General features: G+C 63.1%; 20 protein-coding genes. 13 read left to right on the top strand and 7 right to left on the bottom strand.

Features of this window, described 5'->3' with window-relative positions; all coding sequences use genetic code 11:
• Positions 1-18: 18 nt before the first annotated feature.
• From C0456_RS13590 to C0456_RS13565, 6 genes are all read left to right on the top strand, one after another.
• Positions 19-2,310, top strand: a complete 2,292-nt coding sequence (locus C0456_RS13590) for a S9 family peptidase (RefSeq protein WP_291053077.1) — start codon at positions 19-21, stop codon at positions 2,308-2,310.
• Positions 2,307-2,876, top strand: coding sequence for an NUDIX hydrolase (locus C0456_RS13585; RefSeq protein ID WP_291053074.1), 570 nt, complete (start codon positions 2,307-2,309; stop codon positions 2,874-2,876). Before C0456_RS13590 ends, C0456_RS13585 begins: the two co-directional genes overlap by 4 nt.
• Before the next feature lie 5 nt (positions 2,877-2,881).
• Complete coding sequence (locus C0456_RS13580; protein ID WP_291053072.1) at positions 2,882-3,304, top strand: DUF1330 domain-containing protein; 423 nt, start codon at positions 2,882-2,884, stop codon at positions 3,302-3,304.
• On the top strand, positions 3,301-4,296 hold the full coding sequence (locus C0456_RS13575) for a glutathione S-transferase N-terminal domain-containing protein (RefSeq protein ID WP_291053069.1): 996 nt from the start codon (positions 3,301-3,303) through the stop codon (positions 4,294-4,296). The genes C0456_RS13580 and C0456_RS13575 overlap by 4 nt, the downstream gene beginning before the upstream one ends.
• Positions 4,289-5,410 carry a cystathionine gamma-lyase gene (locus C0456_RS13570; RefSeq protein ID WP_291053066.1) on the top strand — a complete coding sequence of 374 codons (1,122 nt, stop codon included), beginning with the start codon at positions 4,289-4,291 and terminating at the stop codon, positions 5,408-5,410. Before C0456_RS13575 ends, C0456_RS13570 begins: the two co-directional genes overlap by 8 nt.
• 65 nt (positions 5,411-5,475) lie before the next feature.
• Positions 5,476-7,464 carry a carboxylesterase family protein gene (locus tag C0456_RS13565; protein WP_291053064.1) on the top strand — a complete coding sequence of 663 codons (1,989 nt, stop codon included), beginning with the start codon at positions 5,476-5,478 and terminating at the stop codon, positions 7,462-7,464.
• Here C0456_RS13565 and C0456_RS13560 read toward each other — a convergent pair.
• A complete protein-coding gene (locus C0456_RS13560) occupies positions 7,429-7,896 on the bottom strand; it encodes a GAF domain-containing protein (protein ID WP_291053061.1) in 468 nt (155 codons plus the stop codon). The genes C0456_RS13565 and C0456_RS13560 overlap by 36 nt on opposite strands.
• A 59-nt stretch (positions 7,897-7,955) precedes the next feature.
• Complete coding sequence (locus tag C0456_RS13555; protein WP_291053058.1) at positions 7,956-8,867, bottom strand: aldo/keto reductase; 912 nt, start codon at positions 8,865-8,867, stop codon at positions 7,956-7,958.
• A 189-nt stretch (positions 8,868-9,056) separates the two neighbouring features.
• Between C0456_RS13555 and C0456_RS13550 the strand changes: the two genes are divergently transcribed.
• The 7 genes from C0456_RS13550 to C0456_RS13520 all read left to right on the top strand — a co-directional run bounded on the left by C0456_RS13550 (position 9,057) and on the right by C0456_RS13520 (position 17,036).
• Positions 9,057-10,616 (top strand): GMC oxidoreductase, encoded by a 1,560-nt coding sequence (locus C0456_RS13550; protein WP_291053055.1) that lies wholly within the window; start codon positions 9,057-9,059, stop codon positions 10,614-10,616.
• 198 nt (positions 10,617-10,814) lie between these two features.
• Entirely contained in the window at positions 10,815-11,630 is an 816-nt protein-coding gene (locus tag C0456_RS13545) for a hypothetical protein (protein ID WP_291053053.1), read from the top strand.
• Positions 11,627-12,847, top strand: coding sequence for a DUF4350 domain-containing protein (locus tag C0456_RS13540; RefSeq protein ID WP_291053050.1), 1,221 nt, complete (start codon positions 11,627-11,629; stop codon positions 12,845-12,847). Before C0456_RS13545 ends, C0456_RS13540 begins: the two co-directional genes overlap by 4 nt.
• A complete protein-coding gene (locus C0456_RS13535; RefSeq protein WP_291053047.1) occupies positions 12,834-13,790 on the top strand; it encodes a MoxR family ATPase in 957 nt (318 codons plus the stop codon). Before C0456_RS13540 ends, C0456_RS13535 begins: the two co-directional genes overlap by 14 nt.
• Positions 13,791-13,831: 41 nt before the next feature.
• Complete coding sequence (locus tag C0456_RS13530; RefSeq protein ID WP_291053044.1) at positions 13,832-15,100, top strand: DUF58 domain-containing protein; 1,269 nt, start codon at positions 13,832-13,834, stop codon at positions 15,098-15,100.
• Positions 15,097-16,095, top strand: a complete 999-nt coding sequence (locus C0456_RS13525; protein ID WP_291053042.1) for a stage II sporulation protein M — start codon at positions 15,097-15,099, stop codon at positions 16,093-16,095. The genes C0456_RS13530 and C0456_RS13525 overlap by 4 nt, the downstream gene beginning before the upstream one ends.
• Positions 16,092-17,036, top strand: a complete 945-nt coding sequence (locus tag C0456_RS13520) for an RDD family protein (RefSeq protein WP_291053040.1) — start codon at positions 16,092-16,094, stop codon at positions 17,034-17,036. The genes C0456_RS13525 and C0456_RS13520 overlap by 4 nt, the downstream gene beginning before the upstream one ends.
• On the opposite strand, the gene C0456_RS13515 is transcribed toward C0456_RS13520, so the two are convergent.
• The 5 genes from C0456_RS13515 to C0456_RS13495 all read right to left on the bottom strand — a co-directional run bounded on the left by C0456_RS13515 (position 17,029) and on the right by C0456_RS13495 (position 22,084).
• The gene (locus tag C0456_RS13515) at positions 17,029-18,027 is read right to left on the bottom strand and encodes a glycosyltransferase family 2 protein (RefSeq protein ID WP_291053037.1); all 999 of its coding nucleotides are present in this window, start codon (positions 18,025-18,027) and stop codon (positions 17,029-17,031) included. The genes C0456_RS13520 and C0456_RS13515 overlap by 8 nt on opposite strands.
• Before the next feature lie 48 nt (positions 18,028-18,075).
• Complete coding sequence (galE, locus tag C0456_RS13510; protein WP_291053034.1) at positions 18,076-19,083, bottom strand: UDP-glucose 4-epimerase GalE; 1,008 nt, start codon at positions 19,081-19,083, stop codon at positions 18,076-18,078.
• 113 nt (positions 19,084-19,196) lie between these two features.
• A complete protein-coding gene (locus C0456_RS13505) occupies positions 19,197-19,400 on the bottom strand; it encodes a hypothetical protein (protein ID WP_291053031.1) in 204 nt (67 codons plus the stop codon).
• Between the two features lie 161 nt (positions 19,401-19,561).
• Complete coding sequence (locus C0456_RS13500) at positions 19,562-20,842, bottom strand: O-antigen ligase (RefSeq protein ID WP_291053028.1); 1,281 nt, start codon at positions 20,840-20,842, stop codon at positions 19,562-19,564.
• A 69-nt stretch (positions 20,843-20,911) separates the two neighbouring features.
• Positions 20,912-22,084 (bottom strand): glycosyl transferase family 1, encoded by a 1,173-nt coding sequence (locus C0456_RS13495; RefSeq protein WP_291053025.1) that lies wholly within the window; start codon positions 22,082-22,084, stop codon positions 20,912-20,914.
• Between the last annotated feature and the right edge of the window lie 24 nt (positions 22,085-22,108).

Raw genomic sequence — 22,108 nt, 5'->3', positions numbered from 1 at the left:
CCGCTAGTCTCCCGCCGCATGACGATCCGTTCCTATTTCATGGCGGCAATGGCCGCCCTCGCGCTTGCCGGCTGCGCCGCCGGACAGGCTGCCCATGCCCGCCCCCCGCAGCAGGATACCCCGCAGATGACTGACGCCCGCCGGCTGACGCCGGAACGCCTTTATGCCTCCCCTTCCCTTTCCGGCAGCACGCCGCGCGCCGTGCGCTTTTCGCCCGATGGCAGGCGTGTGACCTTCCTCAAACCACGGGCCGAGGAAAGCGCGCGGTATGACCTCTGGCAGTTTGATGTGGCGACCGGGGCGCAGACATTGCTGGTGGATTCCACCGCTATTGATCCGGCAGACGCCGAACTTTCCGAAGAGGAAAAGGCACTTCGCGAGCGCAAGCGGATCGCCAGTGTGCGCGGGATTGCCGATTATGCCTGGGGCACGGCGGACACGATCATCGTGCCGGCGGGCGGGGATATTCATCTTGTGACGCTGACGGCCAGCGGACCGCAAACACGCCGCCTGACGCAGACAGACGCGTTTGAATATGACGCGAAGGTTTCTCCCAAGGGCGCGCAGGTGAGCTTCATCCGTGATGGGGCGCTCTATGCCATAGATCTGGCGAGCGGACAGGAGACGCGGATTTCGCCGGCAGCGCAGCCAGGCAAGGCCATCAGCTATGGCGTGGCGGAGTTTGTCGCCCAGGAAGAGATGAGCCGGTATACCGGTTACTGGTGGAGCCCGGACGAACGCTATATCGCGTTTACGGAAGTGGACGAGAGCGGGGTGGACATCATTCCGCGCTTTGACATTGCCGCCGACAAGGTGACCGTGATCGAGCAGCGCTATCCGCGCGCCGGGCGGCCGAATGCGAAGGTGGCGCTGCTGGTGTTTGACCGCAATGACGGCTCCACGCGGAAGATCGCTTCTGTGGGGCCGGATGATTATCTCGCCCGCGTCAACTGGGCCCATGGCAGCCTCTGGTTCCAGACGGTGAACCGGGATCAGACGGAAATCCGGTACAACCGAACCGATGGCCTGCCCTGGCGCATCTGGTCTCCGTTTACGGAGGAACAGGAGCGGTGGGTGAACCTTTCCGATGATTTCCTGGCCCTGCCCGAGGGCGGCCTTCTGCTGACGCATGAGCTGGACGGGTTCCGGCATATTTACTGGCGCGATACCTCTTCCGGGACGCTGCGGCAGATCACGTCTGGTGAGTGGGTGGTCAGCGGGATCAAGGGCTATGACCGGGCGACGCGGACCCTCTATTTTACCGGCTTCAGGGAGACGCCGCTGGAGCAGCATCTTTATGCCGTATCGCTTGTCTCGAGCGATGCAGAGGGCGCCGAGATACGGCGGATTACGCCGGAGGGGGGTAGCTGGACCATCACGATGGGGGCGGACGCGAAGAGCTATATCGGCACATTTTCCTCGCCCAGCCAGCCGCCGCAGGTGGGGCTCTACACGGCGGAGGGAACGCGGATTGCCTGGATCGAAGAGAATGCGCTGAATGCCGGCCATCCGTATGCACCCTATCTGGAGGCCCACACCGTTCCGGAGTTTGGCACGCTGACGGCGGAAGACGGGCAGACGCTTTATTATTCGATCCAGAAGCCACCGGGATTTGACCCGGCGAAGAAGTATCCCGTGATCGTGGAGGTGTATGGCGGGCCGCATGTGCAGCGGGTCGCCAATGACTGGCGGCCGCTGGGCGATCAGTTCCTGACCCATGCGGGCTATATCGTGTTCCGGCTGGACAATCGGGGCACCTGGAACCGGGGCAAGCGGTTTGAGGATGTTATCCACCGCCTGACGGGCGGACCGGAAGTGCGCGACCAGCTGGCGGGCGTCGCGTGGCTGAAAGAACAGCCGTTTGTGGACGCGGGCCGGATTGCCATTCAGGGCTGGAGCTATGGCGGATACATGACGCTGATGACGTATGCGCAGGCGCCGGAGGGCACGTTTGCGGCGGCTGTTGCCGGGGCTTCGGTCACTGACTGGGCGCTCTATGATACGTTCTATACGGAGCGTTATATGGGTACGCCGGAGAACAATGCCGAAGGCTATCACGCTTCCAGCGTGTTTGCGCATATTGACGGGCTGACCGGGCCGCTGATGCTGATCCACGGGATGGCGGACGACAATGTGACGTTTGACAACACAACCCGGCTGATGGCCGAGCTGCAGGCGCGGGGGCAGCCTTTCGAGCTGATGACCTATCCGGGCCAGCGGCACGGGATTCAGGGCGAGGCCCTGCAGCTTCACCTGATGCGCACGCGGCTGGATTTCCTCGAGCGGCATCTGGGCAGGCCGCAACCATGACCATCAAGCCCTGGAAAATCCTGTCTTCGAAGCAGGTGTTGAAGGACCGGTTCATGGGCCTGCGGACCGACCGTTGCGAGCGGGCGGACGGGCATATCATTGAAGACTATCATGTGACCGAACTATCCGAATGGGTGACCGTTATCCCGGTGACGGACGCGGGCAATGTTGTGCTGGTGCGGGAGTATCGCCACGCGGCGCAGGTGGTGATGGTAGGCCTGCCGGGCGGGGTATCCGATCCGGGCGAAACGGACTGGGAGAAGGTCGGCGCGCGAGAGCTGCGCGAGGAGACAGGCTATGTGCCCCGCCAGATGATCTGGGTGGGCACGTGCCACCCAAACCCGGCGACACAGAACAACAAGCTGCACTATTACCTCGCGCTGGGCTGCACGCGGGACACGCGCCAGGAACTGGACCCGAATGAGGATATTGAAGTTCTGGAAATGCCGTATCCGGAGTTTCTCGATTATGGGCATCTGGAAGTGCAGCACGCCCTGCATGCGGCGGCGCTGTTCTATGCCGAACGCTATTTTTTGAAACATCCCGAGCTTCGCCCCAAGGAGTAACGCCGATGCCCGCCTTTCAGCCGACGGCCGACCAGTTCCGCGCCTTCCGGGATGACCCGTATGACGGGCCGGTGGCGCAGGTGAACATTCTGAAGTTCAAGGTGAAGGCAGAATATCGCCCCGAGGACCCCGAATATGGCGAAACGATCAGCGGACGGGACGCCTACATGCGCTATTCGGAAGCCTTCACGGTGGCCGCTGCCGAAGTGGGCGGGACGACGCTGCTGCTGGGGGATACGGAGCGGTTTTTCATTGGGAATGGGGATTGGGACGCGGTGCTGGTGAACCATTTTCCCAGCCGGCAGGCCTTCATCGCGACGCTGAACCATAGGGACTACAAGGACATGTCGCGGCATAGGGAGGCGGGGCTGCTCTGCCAGGAGCTGATCGTGACGCGGCCGACATGGGTGAATGGGGAAAAGCAATGAGCAGGTATGAAGTCTATGGCGCGCTGGGGTCTCCCTATTCGCTGAAAGTGCGGGCGGCGCTGCGGGCCAAGGGATTGCCCCACAGCTGGAGCGGGATGACCGGCGAAGAGCGCGGGGTGATCATGCCGAATGTGAAGGCGCAGGTGATCCCGGTGATCCGCAAGCCGGATGGCAGCTGGACGAATGATTCCACGCCGTTCCTGCTTTCCATCGAGGGCGAGGGCCGCGCGCTGGTGCCCGAGGATGCGGCGCTGCGTTTCGTGTGCCTGCTGCTGGAGGACATGGCCGACGAATGGTTCATGAAGGCGATGTTCCATTATCGCTGGTTCTACGCGGCCGATCAGGAATGGTGCGCCAACTGGCTGATGTATGACTCGATGCCGAATGCGGGCCTCGAGACGGTGGAGAAGAATGCGGCGGTGATCCGTGCGCGGCAGATTTCGCGCATGGCGCTGGTGGGCTGCACGCCGCAGACGGCGCCGGTGATCGAAGCAAGCTGGAAGCGCAGCTGCATGGCGCTGCAGGAGATGGCGCTGGGGCCCTGGCGGTTCCTGTTCGGGGACCGGATTTCGCTGGCGGATCTGGCCTTCTATGGGCAGCTCAAGGTGATGAGCTATGACCCGACGCCGATGGCGTGGATGCGGGAGGCGGTGCCTTACCTTTATCGCTGGCTGGACCATGCCGATGATGCCAGCGGGATTGGCGGGGATTGGGCCGGGGCGACGGCGGCTCTGGCAAGCCCGGCGGTGACCGCCCTGCTGGCGCAGGCGGGGGACACTTACCTGCCCTTCCTGCTGGCGAACGCAAAGGCGATCGAGGCGGGGGCGGAAACGTTTTCGCTGACCATCGAGGGCGGCCGGTACGAGCAGGGCGTGTTCAAATATCAGGTGAAGTGTCTTGCGAGCCTGCGCGAGGAATGGCACCGGCTGGACGATACCACTCGCGCCGGGCTGGCGCGGCTCATCGGACCTGGAGCTGACATACTTGGCTGAAGACCTCTCCCCCATTTCGCGCCTGCTGCACCGGCGGGGCGAAAGCCTGCAGAAGGGCGATCCCGTCGCCCTGCCGATCGTGGCCTCGACGACCTTCCACCTGCCGGGCGACCCGCAGGCGAGCCATGTGTATGGGCGCTATGGCAACCCGACGGTTGAGGAAGTGGAGGCCGAGATCGGCCTGCTGGAAGGGGCCGAAGCGGTGCTCTTTCCCTCCGGCATGGCGGCGATTGCGGCGCTATTCTACGCGCATCTGAAGCCGGGGGACCGGGTGCTGGTGCATGCGGACGGCTATTATAATGCCCGCGCGCTGCTGGAGGCGTATTTTGCGCCGCTGGGGATCGACATTGCCACCTGCTTGACGGCGGAGATGGCCGAGGCGGACCTGACCGGCGTGAAGCTGGTGCTGGCGGAGACGCCGTCCAATCCGGGGCTGGAAGTGTGTGACCTGGCCAAGCTGGCGCGCAATGCGAAGGCTGCCGGCGCGCTGCTGGCGGTGGACAATACGACCGCGACGCCGCTTTGCCAGCGGCCGCTGGACCTTGGCGCGGACTTCACGATCATGGCCGACACCAAGGCGATGGCCGGGCATTCGGACATTCTGGCAGGGCATGTGGCGAGCCGAGACCCGGCGCTGATGGCGCCGGTGAAAACCTGGCGGCGCCTCGGCGGGGCGATCTGCAGCCCGTTTGATGCTTACCTTTTGCACCGGGGCCTTGCGACACTGGAGCTGCGCGTGGCCCGGGCGAATGCCAATGCGCTGGCGGTGGCAAATGCGCTTTCCGGCATGGAAGGCGTAACGGGCTTGCGCTATCCGGGGCTGGCGACAGACCCGGCGCATGGCGTGGCGCGCAAGCAGATGAGCGGGTACGGACCGATTGTCAGCTTCTGCCTGCCGAGCCGGGAGCTGGCCGAGCAGTTTATTGAGCGCCATCCCCTTATTACACCGGCAACAAGTTTTGGCGGGGTGCATTCGGCCGCTGAATGCCGGGCGCGCTGGGGCGACAATGTGCCGGGCGGGTTTATCCGCATGGCGTGCGGGATTGAACCTGTTGCAGACCTTACAGGCGCCACGATCCGGACGCTGAGCACGCTGGGCCTGCGCAGCGCTTAGGGTTAGCCACACACCCCTCATGCGGCTATGATGCCGAGGGATTCGACGATTGCGGGGGACCGGCGATGCGCCGTTTCAGTATAGTTCTGCTTTTTATCCTGATCGCGGGAGCGGCCTATGGCTGGTATGCCCTGCGCAAGCCGCCCAAGCCGATGGAAATGTCGGAGCCTGTGCGCATTCATCAGGGCGTCGTGATCGGCGGGGTGGACCGGGCCAATCCGGACGTGATCGTCTTCAACGGCATTCCTTACGCCACCGCCAAGCGCTGGACGCCGCCGGCGGCGGCGCCGCAATGGGGCGCGATTTCCCGAGACACGCGCGAGTATGGTCCTGAATGCCTGCAGAGCCGGGGCCGCTCGGCCGGGTTTGTCGACCGTATCCTGGAGGGCGTGGGCCTCTCCGGTTTTGAGCGGATGATGGCGCGCGGGGTGATGGCGCTGCAGAAACCGCCGCCGGAATCGGAAGACTGCCTGTCGCTGAACATCCGCACGGCCAATCTGGGCGGGCGGGAGCTGCAGCCGGTGATGGTGTGGATCCATGGCGGCTCGCACCAGTTCGGGTCGGGATCGCAGGGGATCTATCAGGCCAACGGGCTGGTGGAGAAAGGCGTGGTGCTGGTCACCATCAATTACCGGCTCGGCGCGCTGGGTTATCTCGCCCACCCTGCTCTCACCGAGGAAGCGGGCACCTCGGGCAATTACGGCCTGCTGGATCAGGTATCGGCGCTGAGCTGGGTGCGGGAGAATATCGCCGTGTTCGGGGGCGACCCGAACAATGTGACCGTGTTCGGCGAAAGCGCCGGCGCCCAGTCCATCACTGAACTGATGGCCAGCCCGCTTTCAGAAGGGCTGTTCCACAAGGCGATCCTCCAGAGCGGGGCGAGCACGTACAACGCGCTGCACCTGAAACGCTCGGCCATTCCCGGCGTGAAAAGCGCCGAAGAGGCGGGCATCGAATTTCTCTCCACACTTGTTCCGCATACGGCGCGCGCGGGCGATCTGCGCAATATTCCGGCTGCCGCGATCATTGCCCGCAGCGACGTGCGCCAGGATCTGACGCCGTATTTCCTTCCCGTCGTGGATGGCAAGGTGCTGCCCCGCCCTATCGGCGCAGCCTTCCGGGACGGGCAGACGCCGCAGGTGCCGATGATGGCCGGCTTCAACGCGGATGAGGGCACGCTGTTCTACAGCGAGATCGAGTCGCCGACTGTGCTGCGCCCCCGGATCACGGGCACTCTGGAGGAGCGGGAAGAAGCGCTGGCGTCCGTGTTCGGACTGAACCCGGCCAAGGCGCTGCAGGCGCTTTATGGCATGAACACGCTGGAGAGCTGGGACAAGGGCGCGACCGACATGCTGGGCGACGACCTGTTTGGCGTGCATATGCGCTATGTGGGCCGGCGCAACGCGCAGACGGGGCAGCCCACCTATCTCTATCACTTCACCCGCGTTCCCCCCTCGCCCCGCCAGACGATCGGCGCGTTCCATGCGGCGGAAATATCCTTCGTGTTCGACAGCCACCTGCCCGGCCTGAAAGTGACCGAGGGGGACCGGATGCTGACCGAAGCGATGATGACCTATTGGACAAACTTTGCGCGCACCGGCGACCCGAATGGCCCCGGTGTCCCCGAATGGCCGGCCTATTCTGTGGACCGGGATGTGTGGCTGGACCTCAACCATTCAATCCGCGTGATCGAGGGGCTGCGCGCGCGGCGGCTGGACATTCTGGAAGAGAATTTGCTGAACCGGATCGAGCAGATGGCGGGACCACCGCTGACGCCGACAGTGCCCGAGCCGGTGGATGCGGCTGTGCCGCCCGCCAATATCGAGGTGCTGGATGAGCCCGAGCCTGCCGCATTCGAGAGACCGCCGGTTATCCGGGAAGCGCCGGTAACCCGGCCCGCGATGGCGGCGCCGCCGCCCGCAGAGGCACGGCCAACCCCTCAGCCTGCGGAGGTGTTGCCAGCGCCTGTGCTGCGGCCGCTGAACCCGCCGGTGGAGACGCCTTCCCCAGCCTCAGCCTCAGACGGTGAGCAGGCTCCCGCAGATGGCAACTAGACCAGCCTGATCGATTTCGTCGAAGGCGTCATACTCGGTCGAGTCGACATCCAGCACGGCAGCGAGGCTGCCATCGGCGCGGAAAACAGGGACGACGATTTCGGAGTTCGAGGCAGAGTCGCAGGCGATGTGGCCGGGGAATTCGTGCACATCCGGCACGATGATCGGCTCTTTCGTGGACGCGACATGACCGCAGACGCCCTTGCCGAAGGGAATGCGCAGGCAGCCGAGCGTGCCCTGATACGGGCCAACGACGAGTTCCTGGGATTTCAGCGGATCTACCAGATAGAAACCGGTCCAGAAAAAACGCGGCTTGAACGCCTGGGCGAGCAGGCAGGCTGCCGAGGCATAGCGCGCGGTGTCGGAGGTTTCCCCGGCCACGACGCTGTCGATTTCTTCCTTGAGCTGGCGGTAGACTTCAGCCTTATCCATGGTGGGCACCCTTTGGCAGTTTCAGCGCCCTAGATATGCGCTGGCGAGCGCTTGTCCATTCATTCTCCTGCGATCAGCGCAGCAATGGCCGCAGCCTGGTCCGGCGCCGTGATCAGCGTGGCAGCGTCCAGATTGGAGCGCAGTCGTTCAGGGCGCGTGGTGGAGAACAGGACGAGGCCGCCGGGATTCTGGCGGACGGCATGGGCGAGGAAAGCCTGAGCGATCGCGGCGGTAGTCGCTTCCTTGCCGAGCGCGGTGGACCAGCGCTCTCTGAATGGCTCATCCTGGCTGAGCCGGGCCAGCGTTTCCTGGAAACGGGCGCCCAGGCAGGAATGGGTGATTGTGAGTTTCGGCGGGAGGATAAAGGCAGGCTGCAGCGCAGCGTCAAACTGGGCAACATCGCCATAGGGGGCGCCGCTGGCGGCAATCGCGAGCATCGCGTCCGGCGCAGGGGCAACACCCCAGGCGCGCGCCTTTCCCTGCCGGATGGCCTGCTCGGCAAATTCCAGCACCTCAGGGCGGCACACATCTTCCAGCGCGCATTCATGCAGCAGCAGCAGATCAACGTGATCAGTGCGCAGTTCGCGCAGGCTAGTTTCAAGGCTTGCCTGCATCCGGGCCGGATCAAACACGCCGAATTCGGGAAATTGCACAGGCGGCGCTGGCACGATACTTCGCAGTGGCGGCAGACGCCGGAGGGTGGCCGCCAGTTTGGCTTTTAGGCGGACGGCGAAGTCCCGCGCAGGCGGGAGTATGCCGATCTTGGTGGCCAGGATGACCTCCCCCCGCATGTGGGAGAAGGCCTCGCCCAACAGACCTTCGCAGCGGCCGTCGCCATAAAGGCGCGCTGTATCGAAATAGGTGATGCCCTGCTCATGCGCCTGGCGGAGGAGGCGAACGGCAGAGGCGGGATCATTCACATGGTGCAGGAGGCCGGTTCCGAAGCCCAGCGGGCCCGAGCGACGGGACAAAAGCCGCTCAACAGCGCCGACAGGCGCATTCGAAGGCATCTCGGAGGGCGGTGGGTGGTTAATGTTCATATCAATCAATCATTTTTTCAGGGGAAGGCATGACACGTGCTTCCTCTCTTGCAACTAACATGCATGAATCGTGCAAAGCTGTAATCTTTGCTAGAGCGCGGCAATCAGAGCGGGACACTCATGACGGCTAAGCATGACGCAATCGTGGTGGGCGCAGGCGCCGCCGGAGGGCTTGCGGCTGCGCTGCTTTGCGAGCGTGGGTTGTCGGTGCTGTTGCTGGACGCGGGCAGCAAATACCCGTTCTGGAAGAAGCCTCTGAGCAAAAGCGTGGCCGCCACCATCGGTAGTGTTTCCGACCCGCGTTTGGCTAGGGTTTTGCCGCCACGCCTGATCAATGCGGCGATGAAGGTGTTGCGGGGCGTGGGCCGCATGCGGCAGCCGGTGCAGACAGAATGCTTTGCCTGGGTGCAGAAGCCTGACGGCTTTGTCGACGACAAGGACCACCCCTACGAAACGCCGCCGGACAAGCCGTTCAACTGGATCAGGTCTCACGGCATTGGCGGACGGATGGTCGTGCCCGGACATGGCCGGCAGTATTATCGCTTCGGCGAGACGGATGTTGGCCCCAAGACGGACGGTCCGAGCCCCTGGCCGTTTGGCATAGATGAGCTGGAGCCCTGGTATCAGCAGGTGGAGCGCCGCCTGCGGCTGACCGGCGCGCAGGAGGGCATCGCCTACATTCCCGACAGCGTGATTGCGCACGCGCTTACACTGAGCGCCTCGGAAACCGTGCTGTTCGAGACAATCCGGTCTGCCTGGCCGGAGGCGCCTGTCATGCTGAGCCGGTATGCGCCGCCTGTGAATTTCACCCAGATCGCGCAAGATACAGGCCATCTGACGCTGAGGACAAATGCGCTGGCGCAGCGCGTGCTGGCCGGGCCGGATGGCCGGGCAAGCGGCGTGGAATGGCTGAACCCGCTGACGGGCGCGCGGGAGACGGCCGAGGCACCGCTTGTGTTCCTCTGCGCCTCTTCGCTGGAATCCACGCGCATCCTGCTAAACTCCCACACACCAGAGGGCGCGCTGTCTGATCAGCTGCCAGCGCTGGGCGGGTATCTGACCGACCATGTGATGGTGAAGGCGGAAGGCGTGAGCCCCTCCCTGCCGATGAGCGCCGAAGTGGAGCCTGGGCGCTGTGTATACCTGCCCCGGTTTGATCTGCGTGCTGGTGGCGATCCGCGCGACCGGGGATATGGCATCCAGCTATATGCAACCGTGAACGTGACGGGCTCCTGGACGACCGCAGCGGCCTTTGGCGAAAGCGCGCCGCTGGCAGAGAACCGCGTGTCCCTGTCGAAGGTAAAAACCGATAAATGGGGCGCGCCCCTGCTGCGCATCGAGATGCAGTGGGGCGAGCGGGAACACGCGCTGGCCGCGTCGATGTCCACCGCGCTCACCGAATTGTTCGACACCATTGGCGCAAAGGTTCTGGTACGGCCGGACCGGGCGGCACCGCCGGGCACATCGGTGCATGAATGCGGCGGCGCGCGGCTGGGCAGGGACGCGCAGACATCTGTGCTGACCCCGCACAATGAATGCTGGGCGATGCCGGGGCTGTATGTCACCGATGGCGCCGCACTGCCTTCCCAGGGCATCCAGAACCCGACCCTCACCATCATGGCGCTGACGGCGCGCGCCTGCGCCCACGCCACCGGCTCATCGTCGCAGCCTGCCCCCTGATCCGGGGATGGCAAAGGGCAGCTCCCAGCGGATAAGGCGGATTGACCGCAAACCGCCTCCGCAGCGCCCAGAATTGGCCTGCCTGGCGCTTTACGCCGCTAAGATCAGCCGGGACGGAAACAGACATTGAAGCGACCCGAAAGCTCTGAAATAGTTACCGAAAGGACATCCGGTGGGTGTCGGCAGGAGGGTTGTTGAGTGGTGTCACTCGTCAGGTCCAGCGCGCTCGCTCTGGCCGCAAGTGTCTTCCTGTGTGTGGGGGCACCGGCGCTTGCACAGAACCCACCCCCCGACGCCGCGCCGCAGGCAGATTCCGGTTACGAGGCGGATCCGGAATATTACGACGAGTACGCGTACGGGAACGACTATACCGGCGGCGCCGTCGAGACCGATGTCAGCGCGGTGGAAAAAGCGCATGCCGCCTATCTGCGCGACGGCGACCTGCAGCTTACCCGCCCGGAAGAAGCAGATATCCAGATTGAACCGCGCGAGCCCCCTGGATGGATTAGGGCCATCGCCGAATTTCTCCAGGCACTTGGGCCACTGTTCAGACTGATCTTCTGGCTCATTGGCGCCGCCGTGGTTCTGGGGCTGCTCTATTTCCTGTTCGGCGAAGCGATCCGGATGCGGCTTGGCTTTGCACGGAAGGAAAAGACGAAAGCTGCCGACGATGTGCTGACCGACATTCGCCCGGACGCCGACCGGGCCCGCTCCCTGTTGGAGGAGGCGGATGCGCTGGCCCGCGAGGGCCGGTTTGCAGAGGCCGTTCACCTCTTGCTGTTCCGGTCCATCGAGGATGTGCAGGAGCGGCTGGAGGGCGGCGTGCCGACCTCGCTGACGGCGCGGGAAATCGCCGGGCTCGGCAGCCTGCCGGATCGCGCGCGCCGGGCGCTGAGACCAATTATCCAGATTGTGGAGAACAGCTTTTTTGGCGGACGCGATGTGGACGCGGAGGGCTGGCAAAGCGCGCGGCGCAGCTATGAAGACTTTGCCTTCGGCGAGGGCTGGGCATGAGCGAACAGGGCGAGACTCCCTTCTCTGCCCGCGTGGTGGCCATCCTGATTGCCATTGCCGTATTTTCTTTCGGCGGAGTGATGGTGATGGCGGGTTGGGCGCCGGAGCTGCGCGACCGCAATCAGGCAGGCGACCATCCCTACTCGACGTCTGCCCTTGGCTATAACGGTTTCGTGCGCCTGATGCAGGCGCAGGGCTATCCGGTCAGCGTGTCGCGCCTGGAGCGCAGCCTTGAAACGCGCGACTGGGGACTGATGATCGTGACGCTGCCCGCTTATGGCAAATTCGATGTGATCGAGGAGACGAGTTTCCAGCTGCCCGCGCTGGTCGTGTTGCCCAAATGGTATGGCCGGGCTGATCCGCTGAACCCGGCGCGGCAGGCCGATACACGCTTCATCGACGCGCGCGATCTGAACGACCGCCTGCGGACAATTTATCCGGATGCGGAAATCCTGCGCATCGCCCCCTCTGCTGAAATCGAAGGTGACTTTGAACCCGGAGCGGTGAAGGCGGATGTGCGGCTGCAGATGATCCGGTCGAAAGAGCTGGAAACCGTGGTGGGCACGCCGCAGGGGGCGCTGGTGGCGTACGACCAAGACAGGGGCCTCTACATTCTCAGCGATCCGGACATGATCAGCACGTTCGGCCTTGCCCGCGTGGAGAACGCCGTGTTTGCAACGCGGCTGGTGAACTATCTGCGCTCGTCAGAGAATGAGCCCATCCTGATGGACGCGACGCTGCATGGATTTGCACGTTCGGAAAACCTGCTGAAGATGCTGTTCAGCGTGCCCTATATCGGCGCAACACTTGTAGCCCTGGCGAGCGCGCTGCTGCTCGGCTGGGCGGCGGTGGTGCGCTTCGGTCCACCCGCACGGGAAGCCCGCGCCATTGCGCTCGGCAAACAGGCGCTGGCCGACAATACCGCCGGACTCGTGACCATGGCGCGGCGCGAAATGAAGATGGCGCCGGGCTATGCCAGCCTCATCCGCCGCCGCCTGGCCCGCGCGCTTGGCCTGCCCCGATCCCTTCCGGAAGCTCAGCTGACGGAAATGTTTGACCGGCTGGGCCCCGCCGACAGCGGCGGCAAGACTTTCTCGGAACTCGAAAAAGCCCTAACCGGGCAAGCTGCCAACCGGGAGGATCTCGCGCAGAAAGCGCGCGATCTGCACCAGTGGCGCAAGGCAATCATCAGGAGAACAATGCATGAGCGTGGCTGAAATCCGTAATCTGGCGGACCGCATCCGCACCGAGGTGCGCAAGGCCATCATTGGCCAGGATGCGAGCGTGGACCTGCTTCTGGTCGCGCTGTTTTCCTCCGGGCACGTATTGCTGGAAGGTCCGCCGGGCACAGCGAAGACATTGCTGGCGCAGTGTTTCTCGCGCGCGATCTCGCTGCAATTCGGACGTATCCAGTTTACGCCGGACCTGATGCCGGGCGATGTTCTGGGCACCAACCTCTTCAATTTCCAGACCAACCAGTTCAGCCTCACCAAAGGCCCGATCTTTACCGACATCCTGCTGGCCGACGAGATCAACCGCACCCCGCCCAAGACGCAGGCCGCGCTGCTGGAAGCCATGCAGGAGCGCAAGGTCACCATTGACGGGGAGAGCTATCCTCTGAACCCGCGCTTCACAGTGATCGCCACGCAGAACCCGATCGAGCAGCAGGGTACCTACCCCCTGCCAGAAGCGCAGCTCGACCGCTTCCTGTTCAAGCACAATCTGGAATACCCGACCCGGGAGGAAGAAATCCGGATCGTGGCGCAGCATGGCACACGCACCGGCATGAAGACGCCCGCAGCGTTTGACGTTCAGCCGGTGCTGAGCGCGGCGGAGCTGGACGCGGCGGTCAATGCCGTTTCCGAAGTGCGCCTCAAGGATGAGATCATCGCCTATATCGTGGATATTGTGCGCACGACCCGGGAGACCCCGGCGCTGGAAACGGGGGCGAGCCCGCGGGCCGCCGCCGCCCTGGCGATGGGCGCGCGCGCCCGCGCGGCGCTCGACGGGCGCGACTTCGTTATTCCCGATGATGTGAAGACGCTGGCCCTGCCCGCGCTGCGCCACCGGGTGATCCTCTCGCCCGCCGCTGATATTGAAGGACGCACGACCGACGAGACGCTCACCGGCATCATCGAACAGACGGCGGCGCCCCGGTGATTACCCCCACCCCCCGCGCAGTCTTCCTTATGCTGATGGGCATGCCCTTGCTCATCGCGATTGCGCTGTTTGCGCCGGCTCTGTGGATTCTCTCGGCTGGCTGGATCGCGGGGGTGTGCGGTATTGTGCTGATGGACGGCCTGCTGGCGGCCCGGCTGCGCGCTTATGACGTGGAGGTGGCGGTTCCACCGCTGCTGTATGTTGGCGAAGAAGCGCCGCTGCCGCTGCGGTTGCATTTTGCGGCGGGGCCGCTGCCAGCGCGTATCGAGATACAGCTGGAGACCAACGCATTCATTCCTCAGCTGGCGCCGCAGGGCCTGCGCGGCTGGGAAGCACGCACGCGTCATTATGATGCCGGCCTGAAGCCCAGCCGGCGGGGCATGGCCCGCATCGTGCGCCTCTGGAGCCGCTGGCGCGGACCGCTGGGCCTCGTGCAGAAACGGCATGTGCAGGAGATCGGCACTGATGTGCCGGTGACGCCGAATGTGCGCTGGGTGCGGGATGAGGCGATCCGGCTGTTCTCGCGCGACGCGGAGTTCGGCATCAAGACACAGATCGAACGCGGCGACGGTAGCGAGTTTGACGCGCTGCGCGAGTTTACCGCCGGGATGGACCGCCGCGCGATCGACTGGAAGCATTCGGCCCGCCACCGCCACCTGCTGGCCAAGGAATTCAAGACCGAGCGCAATCACAACATCGTCTTTGCCTTCGACACAGGCCGCCTGATGAGCGAGCCGCTGGGCGGCGTGCCGAAGATTGACCGGGCGGTGACCGCGGGGCTGCTGCTGGCCTATGTATCCCTGCGCTCCGGCGACCGGACGATGTTCTATGGCTTCTCATCCAAACCGGGCGTAACGAGCGGCTTCCTAACCGGCACGAGCGCCTTCCCCAAGGCGCAGGCAACCGTTGCGGAGATGGACTATTCCGATGAGGAAGCCAACTTCACGCTTGCCCTGACAAACCTTGCCGGGCGGCTGGAGCGGCGCAGCCTGGTGATCATCTTCTCCGATTTCGTCGACACGATCTCTGCCGAACTGATGCTGGAGAATGTGAAGCGGCTGACCGACCGGCATCTCGTTCTGTTCGCCACCTTCGAGGATGAAGCGCTCGGCAACATGGCCGATGCCACGCCCGAAAATCCTGAAGACGTGGCGCGCGCGGTGATTGCCGACACGCTGCTTTCCGAGCGTGACCTCGTTTTCCGCCGGCTGCAGCGCATGGGCGTGCAGATCATCGAAAGCCGGCCGGAACATTTCGGCGCAGAACTTGTTTCGCGTTACCTGCAGATCAAGCAGAGGGACATGCTGTGAGCGGCGATCTTCTGAAATCCTACCGGTTCCGCGAGGAACGCCAGGGCGACTGGCAGAAGCTGGACGTCATCTTGACGCGGGCCGAGAATGGCGGCGTCAAACGCCTCAGCGATGAAGACATGCTGGCGCTGCCCCGGCTGTACCGGCAGGCGGTTTCCTCGCTGTCCGTCGCGCGATCAATCTCGCTGGACCAGAACGTCATCGCCTATCTCGAAAGCCTGTGTACGCGGGCCTATTTCTTTGTCTATGGCGCCCGCACCACCATCGGTGAGCGGATGATGACTTTCCTGCGCAGGGATTGGCCAGCGGCGGTGCGCGGCGCGGTGTGGCCCACGCTGCTGTCGGCGCTGTTCTTCTTCGGTGGCTGGGGGCTCGCTTTCTTCCTCTGCCTGCAGGACATGGACTGGTACTGGACCTTCCACGGGCAGAACTTCATGGAAGGGCGCACCCCTGACGCGACGGTGGAATACCTGCGCAGCACGATCTACACGGACGGACATGGAGAGGGACAGCTGACCGCGTTTTCCAGCTTCCTGTTCAACAACAATGCCCAGATTGCCCTTTTCGCCTTTGCGCTTGGCTTTGCGTTCGGCATCCCGACTGCCTGGCTACTGGTCTACAATGGCGTGACGATCGGCTCGATGTATGCCGTGTTCTGGGACAAGGGGCTGGGCTATGAATTTACAGGCTGGCTGATGATCCATGGCGTCACAGAACTCTTCGCCATCGTGCTGGCAGGCGCGGCGGGCTTCATCATCGGCGGTGCCGTTGCGTTTCCCGGCGCGCAGACCCGGCTCGCCTCGGCGCGCGCGGCCGGGCAGAAAGCGGCCACCATCGCCATGGGCTGTGTGGTGATGCTGATCATCGCAGCCTTGCTGGAAGGCTTCGGGCGGCAGCTGATCAATTCCGATATGGTCCGGTACGGGATTGCCGGCGGCACGGGCGTTCTCTGGATGCTCTATTTCTACATGCCCCGGAGGGAGCGGCGCGCATGACTGAATCCGTCGCCCCAAGGACACAGCGCCCCGGCGTCAGCCTCGAGGCCGCCACACAGCGCCGTGCACGCATGGCCGAGGAAATGCGCCAGTCGAAGCTGATCCGGCGCCTGATAACGCCGGAGGGCGCGGCGATCCGGCTGAAGCTCGCCACCGCCGGCGAGCGGGCCGGCGCCTTTCTGATCGATGTCGCCATTCAGTGGGTGATCGTGATCGCCACACTATTGGGACTTACCTTCGTGATCGGCGCGCTGACGCCCGGCAGCGCAAATATCGCCTTTGCTTTCTGGCTGGTGTTCTTTTTCTTTGTCCGGAATTTCTATTACATCTTCTTCGAGATCGGCCAGCGGGCGGCCACACCGGGCAAGCGCGCTCTGGGTCTTAGGGTGGCGGCGCGCGATGGCGGGCGGCTTACGGCAAACTCCGTTCTGGCGCGCAATTTCATCCGGGAAATCGAAGTCGGCCTGCCCTTCCAGTTTGCCCTCATGGGCGGCGATGGCGCGAGCGGGTGGATGGCTCTGCTGGGGCTGGTCTGGTCCGGCGTGTTCCTGCTGTTCCCCATCTTCAACAAGGACAAGATGCGTGTGGGCGATCTGATTGCCGGCACCTGGGTCATCCGTTCACCGAAGACCAAGCTTATGCACGATATCACTTCGGTGCCCAAGGGCGCCGAAGCCAGCTCCCGCTTTGCCTTCACCACCGCGCAGGCCGATGCCTATGGCATCCATGAACTGCATGTGCTGGAAGATGTGCTGCGTCAGTCCACTCAGGAGATCAAACAACAGGTGGCCGCGCGCATTCGTGCCAAGATCGGCTGGACGAAGCAGGCTGGCGAAACAGACCTCGCCTTCCTCGAAGCCTATTATGGGGCACTGCGGCGGCGGCTGGAACAGCGTATGCTGCTGGGGGAACGCAAGGCCGACAAGTTCGACGTCAGGTGAGACCCAGGCCCGCCGACTCGCGGGCCGGTTTGCGCGGCAGCTCCGGAATTTCCGGCAGGATAGGCAGCCGCAGGAGATGTTTCGTCATGCGCAGCATTACCTTCCCTGACACTGCCGGCGGCTGCATCAGCGCCCGCAACATCAACGCGGGGCTCCGGGCTCTCACGCCATCGATCATTGTGCGCCAGGCATAGTCGGTTGCTGTCTGGTGAAGATGCTCGCCGATTGCTGCGCGCTCATCCTCGGACAGCCCGGGCGTTTTCAGGAAGGCCCTGTCAGCCTGAACCATCTTTTCAATGGCGGATGTAGGATAGACTTTTGAAAGCGACTCCGGCATGCTGACAGCAATGTATCCACACGGATCAATCACTTCCCATCGCGCACCCAGCGTCAGCGAGCGGGCATAGAATTCATAGTCTTCAGCCAGGCGCATATCCTCCCGGAAGAAAAGATCCTTCTGGCGCAGGAAATCCATCCGCATCAACGGCTTCAGATATCCGATCTCACGGCGCGGGCCAGCATATTTTGCCATATTCTCGCGCACGAACCGGGCCAGTCCCATGGGTACAGATCCAAACAGCTCGTCCTTCCAGACGCGCACCCCATCGGCGGGCGCCTGATCAGGCTCTACACGGATCACATCATCGGCGATGAAATCGAGCCCATGCGCCTCGCCATGCGTCACCAGGCGGCGCAGCCTGTCTGGCAGCATGTAGTCGTCGGCGTCGAGGTTTGCGACCCAGGGCGTCTCCACAAGGCGCAGGGCCGCGTTCCGGGCCGCAGAGGGGCCGCCGTTCTGCGGCTGGCGCGCCACAGTCAGACGCGGCTCTTTCGCAGCAAGCGCCTGCAACAGGGCGAAACTGCCATCCATCGAGCAGTCATCCACAACGATGACCCGCGTGGGGAGTGTCTGATCCAGCGCGCTGCGCACGGCCTTCTCGATGAAAGCCTCGCCATTATAGCACGGAATGATGACCGTGACCTTTTCCATGATGACCGCCCCTCAGTCCACGAACATTTCAGATGTCACCGCGCCCAGTCATCCCTGGACCTTTTCAGGAGACTGGAGGGCCCAGTCCTTCTGGTGCCAGGCCAGTGCTGAGGTGATGATGCTGTCAACATCGGAGCGCGTCGCTGTCCAGCCAAGCACATCCCGCGCCTTGCCCGGCGCCGCGACAAGGCGAACGGCGTCTCCAGGCCGGCGGGGGCCGATCTTGCGCGGCAGACGCTGGCCGGTCGCGCGCTCCACCGCATCGACAATTTCCGCGACACTCGTGCCGCAGCCGGTTCCGAGATTGAAGGCGTCAGACGGCGCGCCCGCTTCCAGCCTCTTCAGGGCAAGGAGGTGCGCCTCGGCCAGATCCTCTACATGGATATAGTCTCTCAGAGCCGTGCCATCCGGCGTATCGAAATCGGTGCCATTGATGGTGAAGACATAATCGGGATCATAGGCGCCCTTGAGCGCCAGCGGAATGAGATGCGTTTCGCACGCATGACGCTCGCCAGTCATGGCATCCCGGTCAGCGCCCGCCGCATTGAAGTACCGCAGGCAGACGGACCGTATCCCGTGCGCATGATCAAAGGCGGCGAGCATCTGCTCGACCATCAACTTTGACATGCCATAGGGATTGATGGGGTTTTGCGGATGATCTTCGGCGAGATAATCCGTCTGCGCATGGCCAAAGATAGCGCAGGTCGAAGAAAAGATGATGGACTGCGTACCGTGACGCGTCATCGCCTCAAGCAGGTTGAGCGTGGCCATCGTATTGTTGCGGAAGTATTTGCCCGGATCGGCAACTGACTCCCCCACCAGAGACGAAGCGGCAAAATGTGCCACCGCATCGGGCTTAACCGCTTTGAAAGCGGCTTCGATGTCGGCGGGATTGTTGAGGTCGCCCTCGATCAGGCCGCCCCAGCGTACCAGATCGCGCCAGCCGGTGGAGAGATTGTCGAAAACGGTGACATCCCAGCCCGCTTCGGCAAAAGCCCGGCAGCAATGGCTACCCACATAGCCTGCTCCGCCCAAAACAAGCACTTTTCCCGGCATTCCTGGCCCCTTTAAGGTCAACGGACTGTCCCCCTGCATAACAGCGGGACGGCCACATGCCAGAGATATGCAAGAAACTAACCGCGTTTCAGGACCGCGGTGGCCCGCGCGGATCAACCAAACAGAAGGACGAAAGCCCAGATAATCGCGCCCCAAAGGCCGGCGCTCAGACCAATAATGGTCAGCAGTCGCAGCCATACTGGCAGCTTTTCACCACTAAATTCGTTCATGAGAGAACGATCACTCTCGAGTGCTCCCGTAACGGGGTCTGAAAAGGCGCCTGATTTCATCGGCATCACTTGGCTCGAACGCGACATGATTTCATTTAGAACAGCGAAGACTTAACAGTGGTTTAAGGCAGGCATACCTTATCGCCGTATTATGAGAAATTATCGTTAAATTCTGGCATTATTCGGGCATTTGCCCTCGCAGCCCCGCTCAGACCGCCTGAATTGGCGAGAATGGCTGCATTGTAATGTTACGTAACCGGAACAATCCGGGCGCGGCCTTCCAGTTTTGGAGCGTGAAGCCTGAACGGGACAATACCCGCAAGAGACTGCAGAAAGACCGGCGTGGTGAACATCCCCCAGAGAAGGGACTCGGTGAACGTCATGGTCAGGTTCACGGCCACCAGCAGGACGAGCGCGGAGTTCACCAGCGAGCCATCCTTGAACCAGAGATACAGCAATCTCAACGATGTCCAGCCGAGAAAGATGAGGAACAGCGCAAGCCCCACATAGCCAAGATGCACGCGCACCTCCCAATAGGCATTGTGGAAGGTCAGCTTGGTGCCGAAGGCTTTGTAGTCATTCTCGTTGAGCGTCTGGGCGGCGCCGGAATCGTAATACCAGAATCCCTCAAGACCGAGCCCAAACCAGGGCTTCTCCTCGGCTGCCAGACGGGCGCCTTCCCAAAGGGCGGTGCGGCCGGTCAGCGTGGCATCCTTGCCGACGAGATCCAGGAACCGCTCCACAAATGTGTTTTGAGGCATGTTGAACACCGCCAGAGCCCCCACCAGCACCACCACAATGGCAAAGAGAATGACGAGCATCGACAGCCCGCGCACCTTTGTGGCCGGCGCCCAGAAGAACTTGATGGCAATGAGGCCCGCGCCGCCGAGCACCGCAAACACCAGCGAGGTCGCAGAGTCTGCCATGTAGATGAAAAGCAGGCATGTTGGCACGAAGGGCAGCGCGAGAAGGCGCAGGTACAGCGGCTCTTTATCGTTCAGTACCGTGATGAGGCTAAGCAGCATGCAGAACAGCATGTGGACGGCAAAGTAGTTCTTGCTTGCATAAGGCCCCCCGCCGGCGAAAGTTCCCCAATGCGGTATGGAGGCAATGGTTGTTGCCATGCCGGCAAACATGATGACCCGCAACGCCTGCTGGGGTGTCATACGGGCAGCGATGACCACCGCGACGAACGAAGACAGGAAGAAGAGCACGCCTTGACGGAACGCTTCTGCGGGGTAAGGCGCCCATCCAATGGACATTAGCCCGAGAATAGCCAGGGCGAACAACGGCCAGCACCTGACCATAAGCGGCACAAGACGCTTGTAGTCGTAAACCGTGATCACCAGAAAGCCGAGGATGCAGAGATACCGCAAGGGCGAGAATGCTTCGATGGGCAGGTAGATGATGAACATCCACAGCCCGACAAAGGCCTGCTCCCAGAGCCCTGCCCCCTTGTCCACCGAGTAGACATTTACATAGGCAGGCTGCACCGTCGCGCTGGTCCGGGGGGGAGCGTAATCAGACACAAGGCACCTCCGCGAGAGCGTCCCTCGGGCGCCCGCCAGCCGTCTCCATACACGGAAAAACTGGACAGATCATGAAGCCACCTTCGGTTTCACGGCCGTTTCGATGAGCTGACGCAGGAAACCGCGCGGCTGAACAAACGTTTCCTCTGGCAGCCCCGCGAGCGTATTGCTGTAGGCCGCAATCCGGGAAGCATCCCGCAGCAGTTCTTCGATCAGGCCGGGCAGCGTTGTTTCCAGCGGCTCATCCAGCACAAAACCGCAATCCTGCCGGGCAACCCAGCGGGCTGTTTCCGTGCCTGCCGGGGCGATGGGCGGCACACAGTAATACCCGCCTTCATAGATACGGTTCGGCAGCAGCCATGTGGAGTTGAGGCCTGCCTCCATGAAATCGCCGGACCAGACCACATCCAGCCCGGCATAGATGCCGGGCAGATCTTCGGGGGACCTGTATCGTCCGTAAAAGGACATGTTCGCCCTTGCGGCAACCTTCGCCTCGAAATCCGGTATCTCGGTCAGCGCAGGCACGCCGTGAAGCCTCACCTCCACCTGGGCGCCGAAACGTTCCGCCACCTGACACAACAGGTCGAGCGAACGGCGGCACCGCAGGTTCCCAACCCAGCCGAGGCGGAGCGGGCCGGAGGATTTTGCCTTGGGTTCAGAAACGCGGGCGCCATAGCTGGCGTGGCCCGAAAGCCGGTTCTCGATCAGATAGGCCTGAAACTTGCCCGCATAATAACGCTCGAAATGCTGGGTGAGATAGGCTGGGGAGGAAACGACAAGCGCCGCGGAGCGCTTGAGCAGCCAGCCCTCAAGGGCGCGCAGCCCCTTCCCGATCACATCCTGACGGCAGAGCAGCCGGTGAATATCAAGACACTCATAGATGACAGGCGTGGCAAGCCTTGCATGCCGCTTGGCGAGGAACGCGCAGGCCAGCATGTCGAGATTGCGGGCATAGATCACATCCGCAGAGCGCAGCTTGTCGCCCGAAGCGGCCGCGATCCGCGCGCCGCGAAACACCTGGCGGATACGTTGAAGAAAGGCGCCGTCATGCGTCTGGCCGAGGTCTACGTTGTCCCATTCCTGCGCCAGAGGCTCGCGCCGGCGCATCATGAAGCCCGTGACCTGGAATCCATCGTCCTGGAAGCCGCGCGCACGCCGGCGCACAGCCGCGTCCGCCACGTCATGGCCGAAGAAGGCAATCCGGGTCATTTCCGTTCCCTGGGGGGCAGGCTGGTAGAGCATGCGCGTCCCCTGTTCCTTGTCACC

The organism is Hyphomonas sp. (assembly GCF_013823385.1).
Lineage (GTDB): Bacteria > Pseudomonadota > Alphaproteobacteria > Caulobacterales > Hyphomonadaceae > Hyphomonas.
This window is presented reverse-complemented; position numbering and strand designations above follow the sequence as displayed.

What these genes read in the sequence shown, in the direction of transcription:
- C0456_RS13495 (WP_291053025.1), bottom strand. Translation starts at nt 22,084, where the DNA reads ATGCTCTACCAGCCTGCCCCCCAGGGAACGGAAATGACCCGGATTGCC.
- C0456_RS13575 (WP_291053069.1), top strand. Translation starts at nt 3,301, where the DNA reads ATGAGCAGGTATGAAGTCTATGGCGCGCTGGGGTCTCCCTATTCGCTG.
- C0456_RS13515 (WP_291053037.1), bottom strand. Translation starts at nt 18,027, where the DNA reads ATGGAAAAGGTCACGGTCATCATTCCGTGCTATAATGGCGAGGCTTTC.
- C0456_RS13565 (WP_291053064.1), top strand. Translation starts at nt 5,476, where the DNA reads ATGCGCCGTTTCAGTATAGTTCTGCTTTTTATCCTGATCGCGGGAGCG.
- C0456_RS13520 (WP_291053040.1), top strand. Translation starts at nt 16,092, where the DNA reads ATGACTGAATCCGTCGCCCCAAGGACACAGCGCCCCGGCGTCAGCCTC.
- C0456_RS13535 (WP_291053047.1), top strand. Translation starts at nt 12,834, where the DNA reads ATGAGCGTGGCTGAAATCCGTAATCTGGCGGACCGCATCCGCACCGAG.
- C0456_RS13550 (WP_291053055.1), top strand. Translation starts at nt 9,057, where the DNA reads ATGACGGCTAAGCATGACGCAATCGTGGTGGGCGCAGGCGCCGCCGGA.
- C0456_RS13505 (WP_291053031.1), bottom strand. Translation starts at nt 19,400, where the DNA reads ATGTCGCGTTCGAGCCAAGTGATGCCGATGAAATCAGGCGCCTTTTCA.
- C0456_RS13580 (WP_291053072.1), top strand. Translation starts at nt 2,882, where the DNA reads ATGCCCGCCTTTCAGCCGACGGCCGACCAGTTCCGCGCCTTCCGGGAT.
- C0456_RS13585 (WP_291053074.1), top strand. Translation starts at nt 2,307, where the DNA reads ATGACCATCAAGCCCTGGAAAATCCTGTCTTCGAAGCAGGTGTTGAAG.
- C0456_RS13590 (WP_291053077.1), top strand. Translation starts at nt 19, where the DNA reads ATGACGATCCGTTCCTATTTCATGGCGGCAATGGCCGCCCTCGCGCTT.
- galE (WP_291053034.1), bottom strand. Translation starts at nt 19,083, where the DNA reads ATGCCGGGAAAAGTGCTTGTTTTGGGCGGAGCAGGCTATGTGGGTAGC.
- C0456_RS13560 (WP_291053061.1), bottom strand. Translation starts at nt 7,896, where the DNA reads ATGGATAAGGCTGAAGTCTACCGCCAGCTCAAGGAAGAAATCGACAGC.
- C0456_RS13540 (WP_291053050.1), top strand. Translation starts at nt 11,627, where the DNA reads ATGAGCGAACAGGGCGAGACTCCCTTCTCTGCCCGCGTGGTGGCCATC.
- C0456_RS13530 (WP_291053044.1), top strand. Translation starts at nt 13,832, where the DNA reads ATGCCCTTGCTCATCGCGATTGCGCTGTTTGCGCCGGCTCTGTGGATT.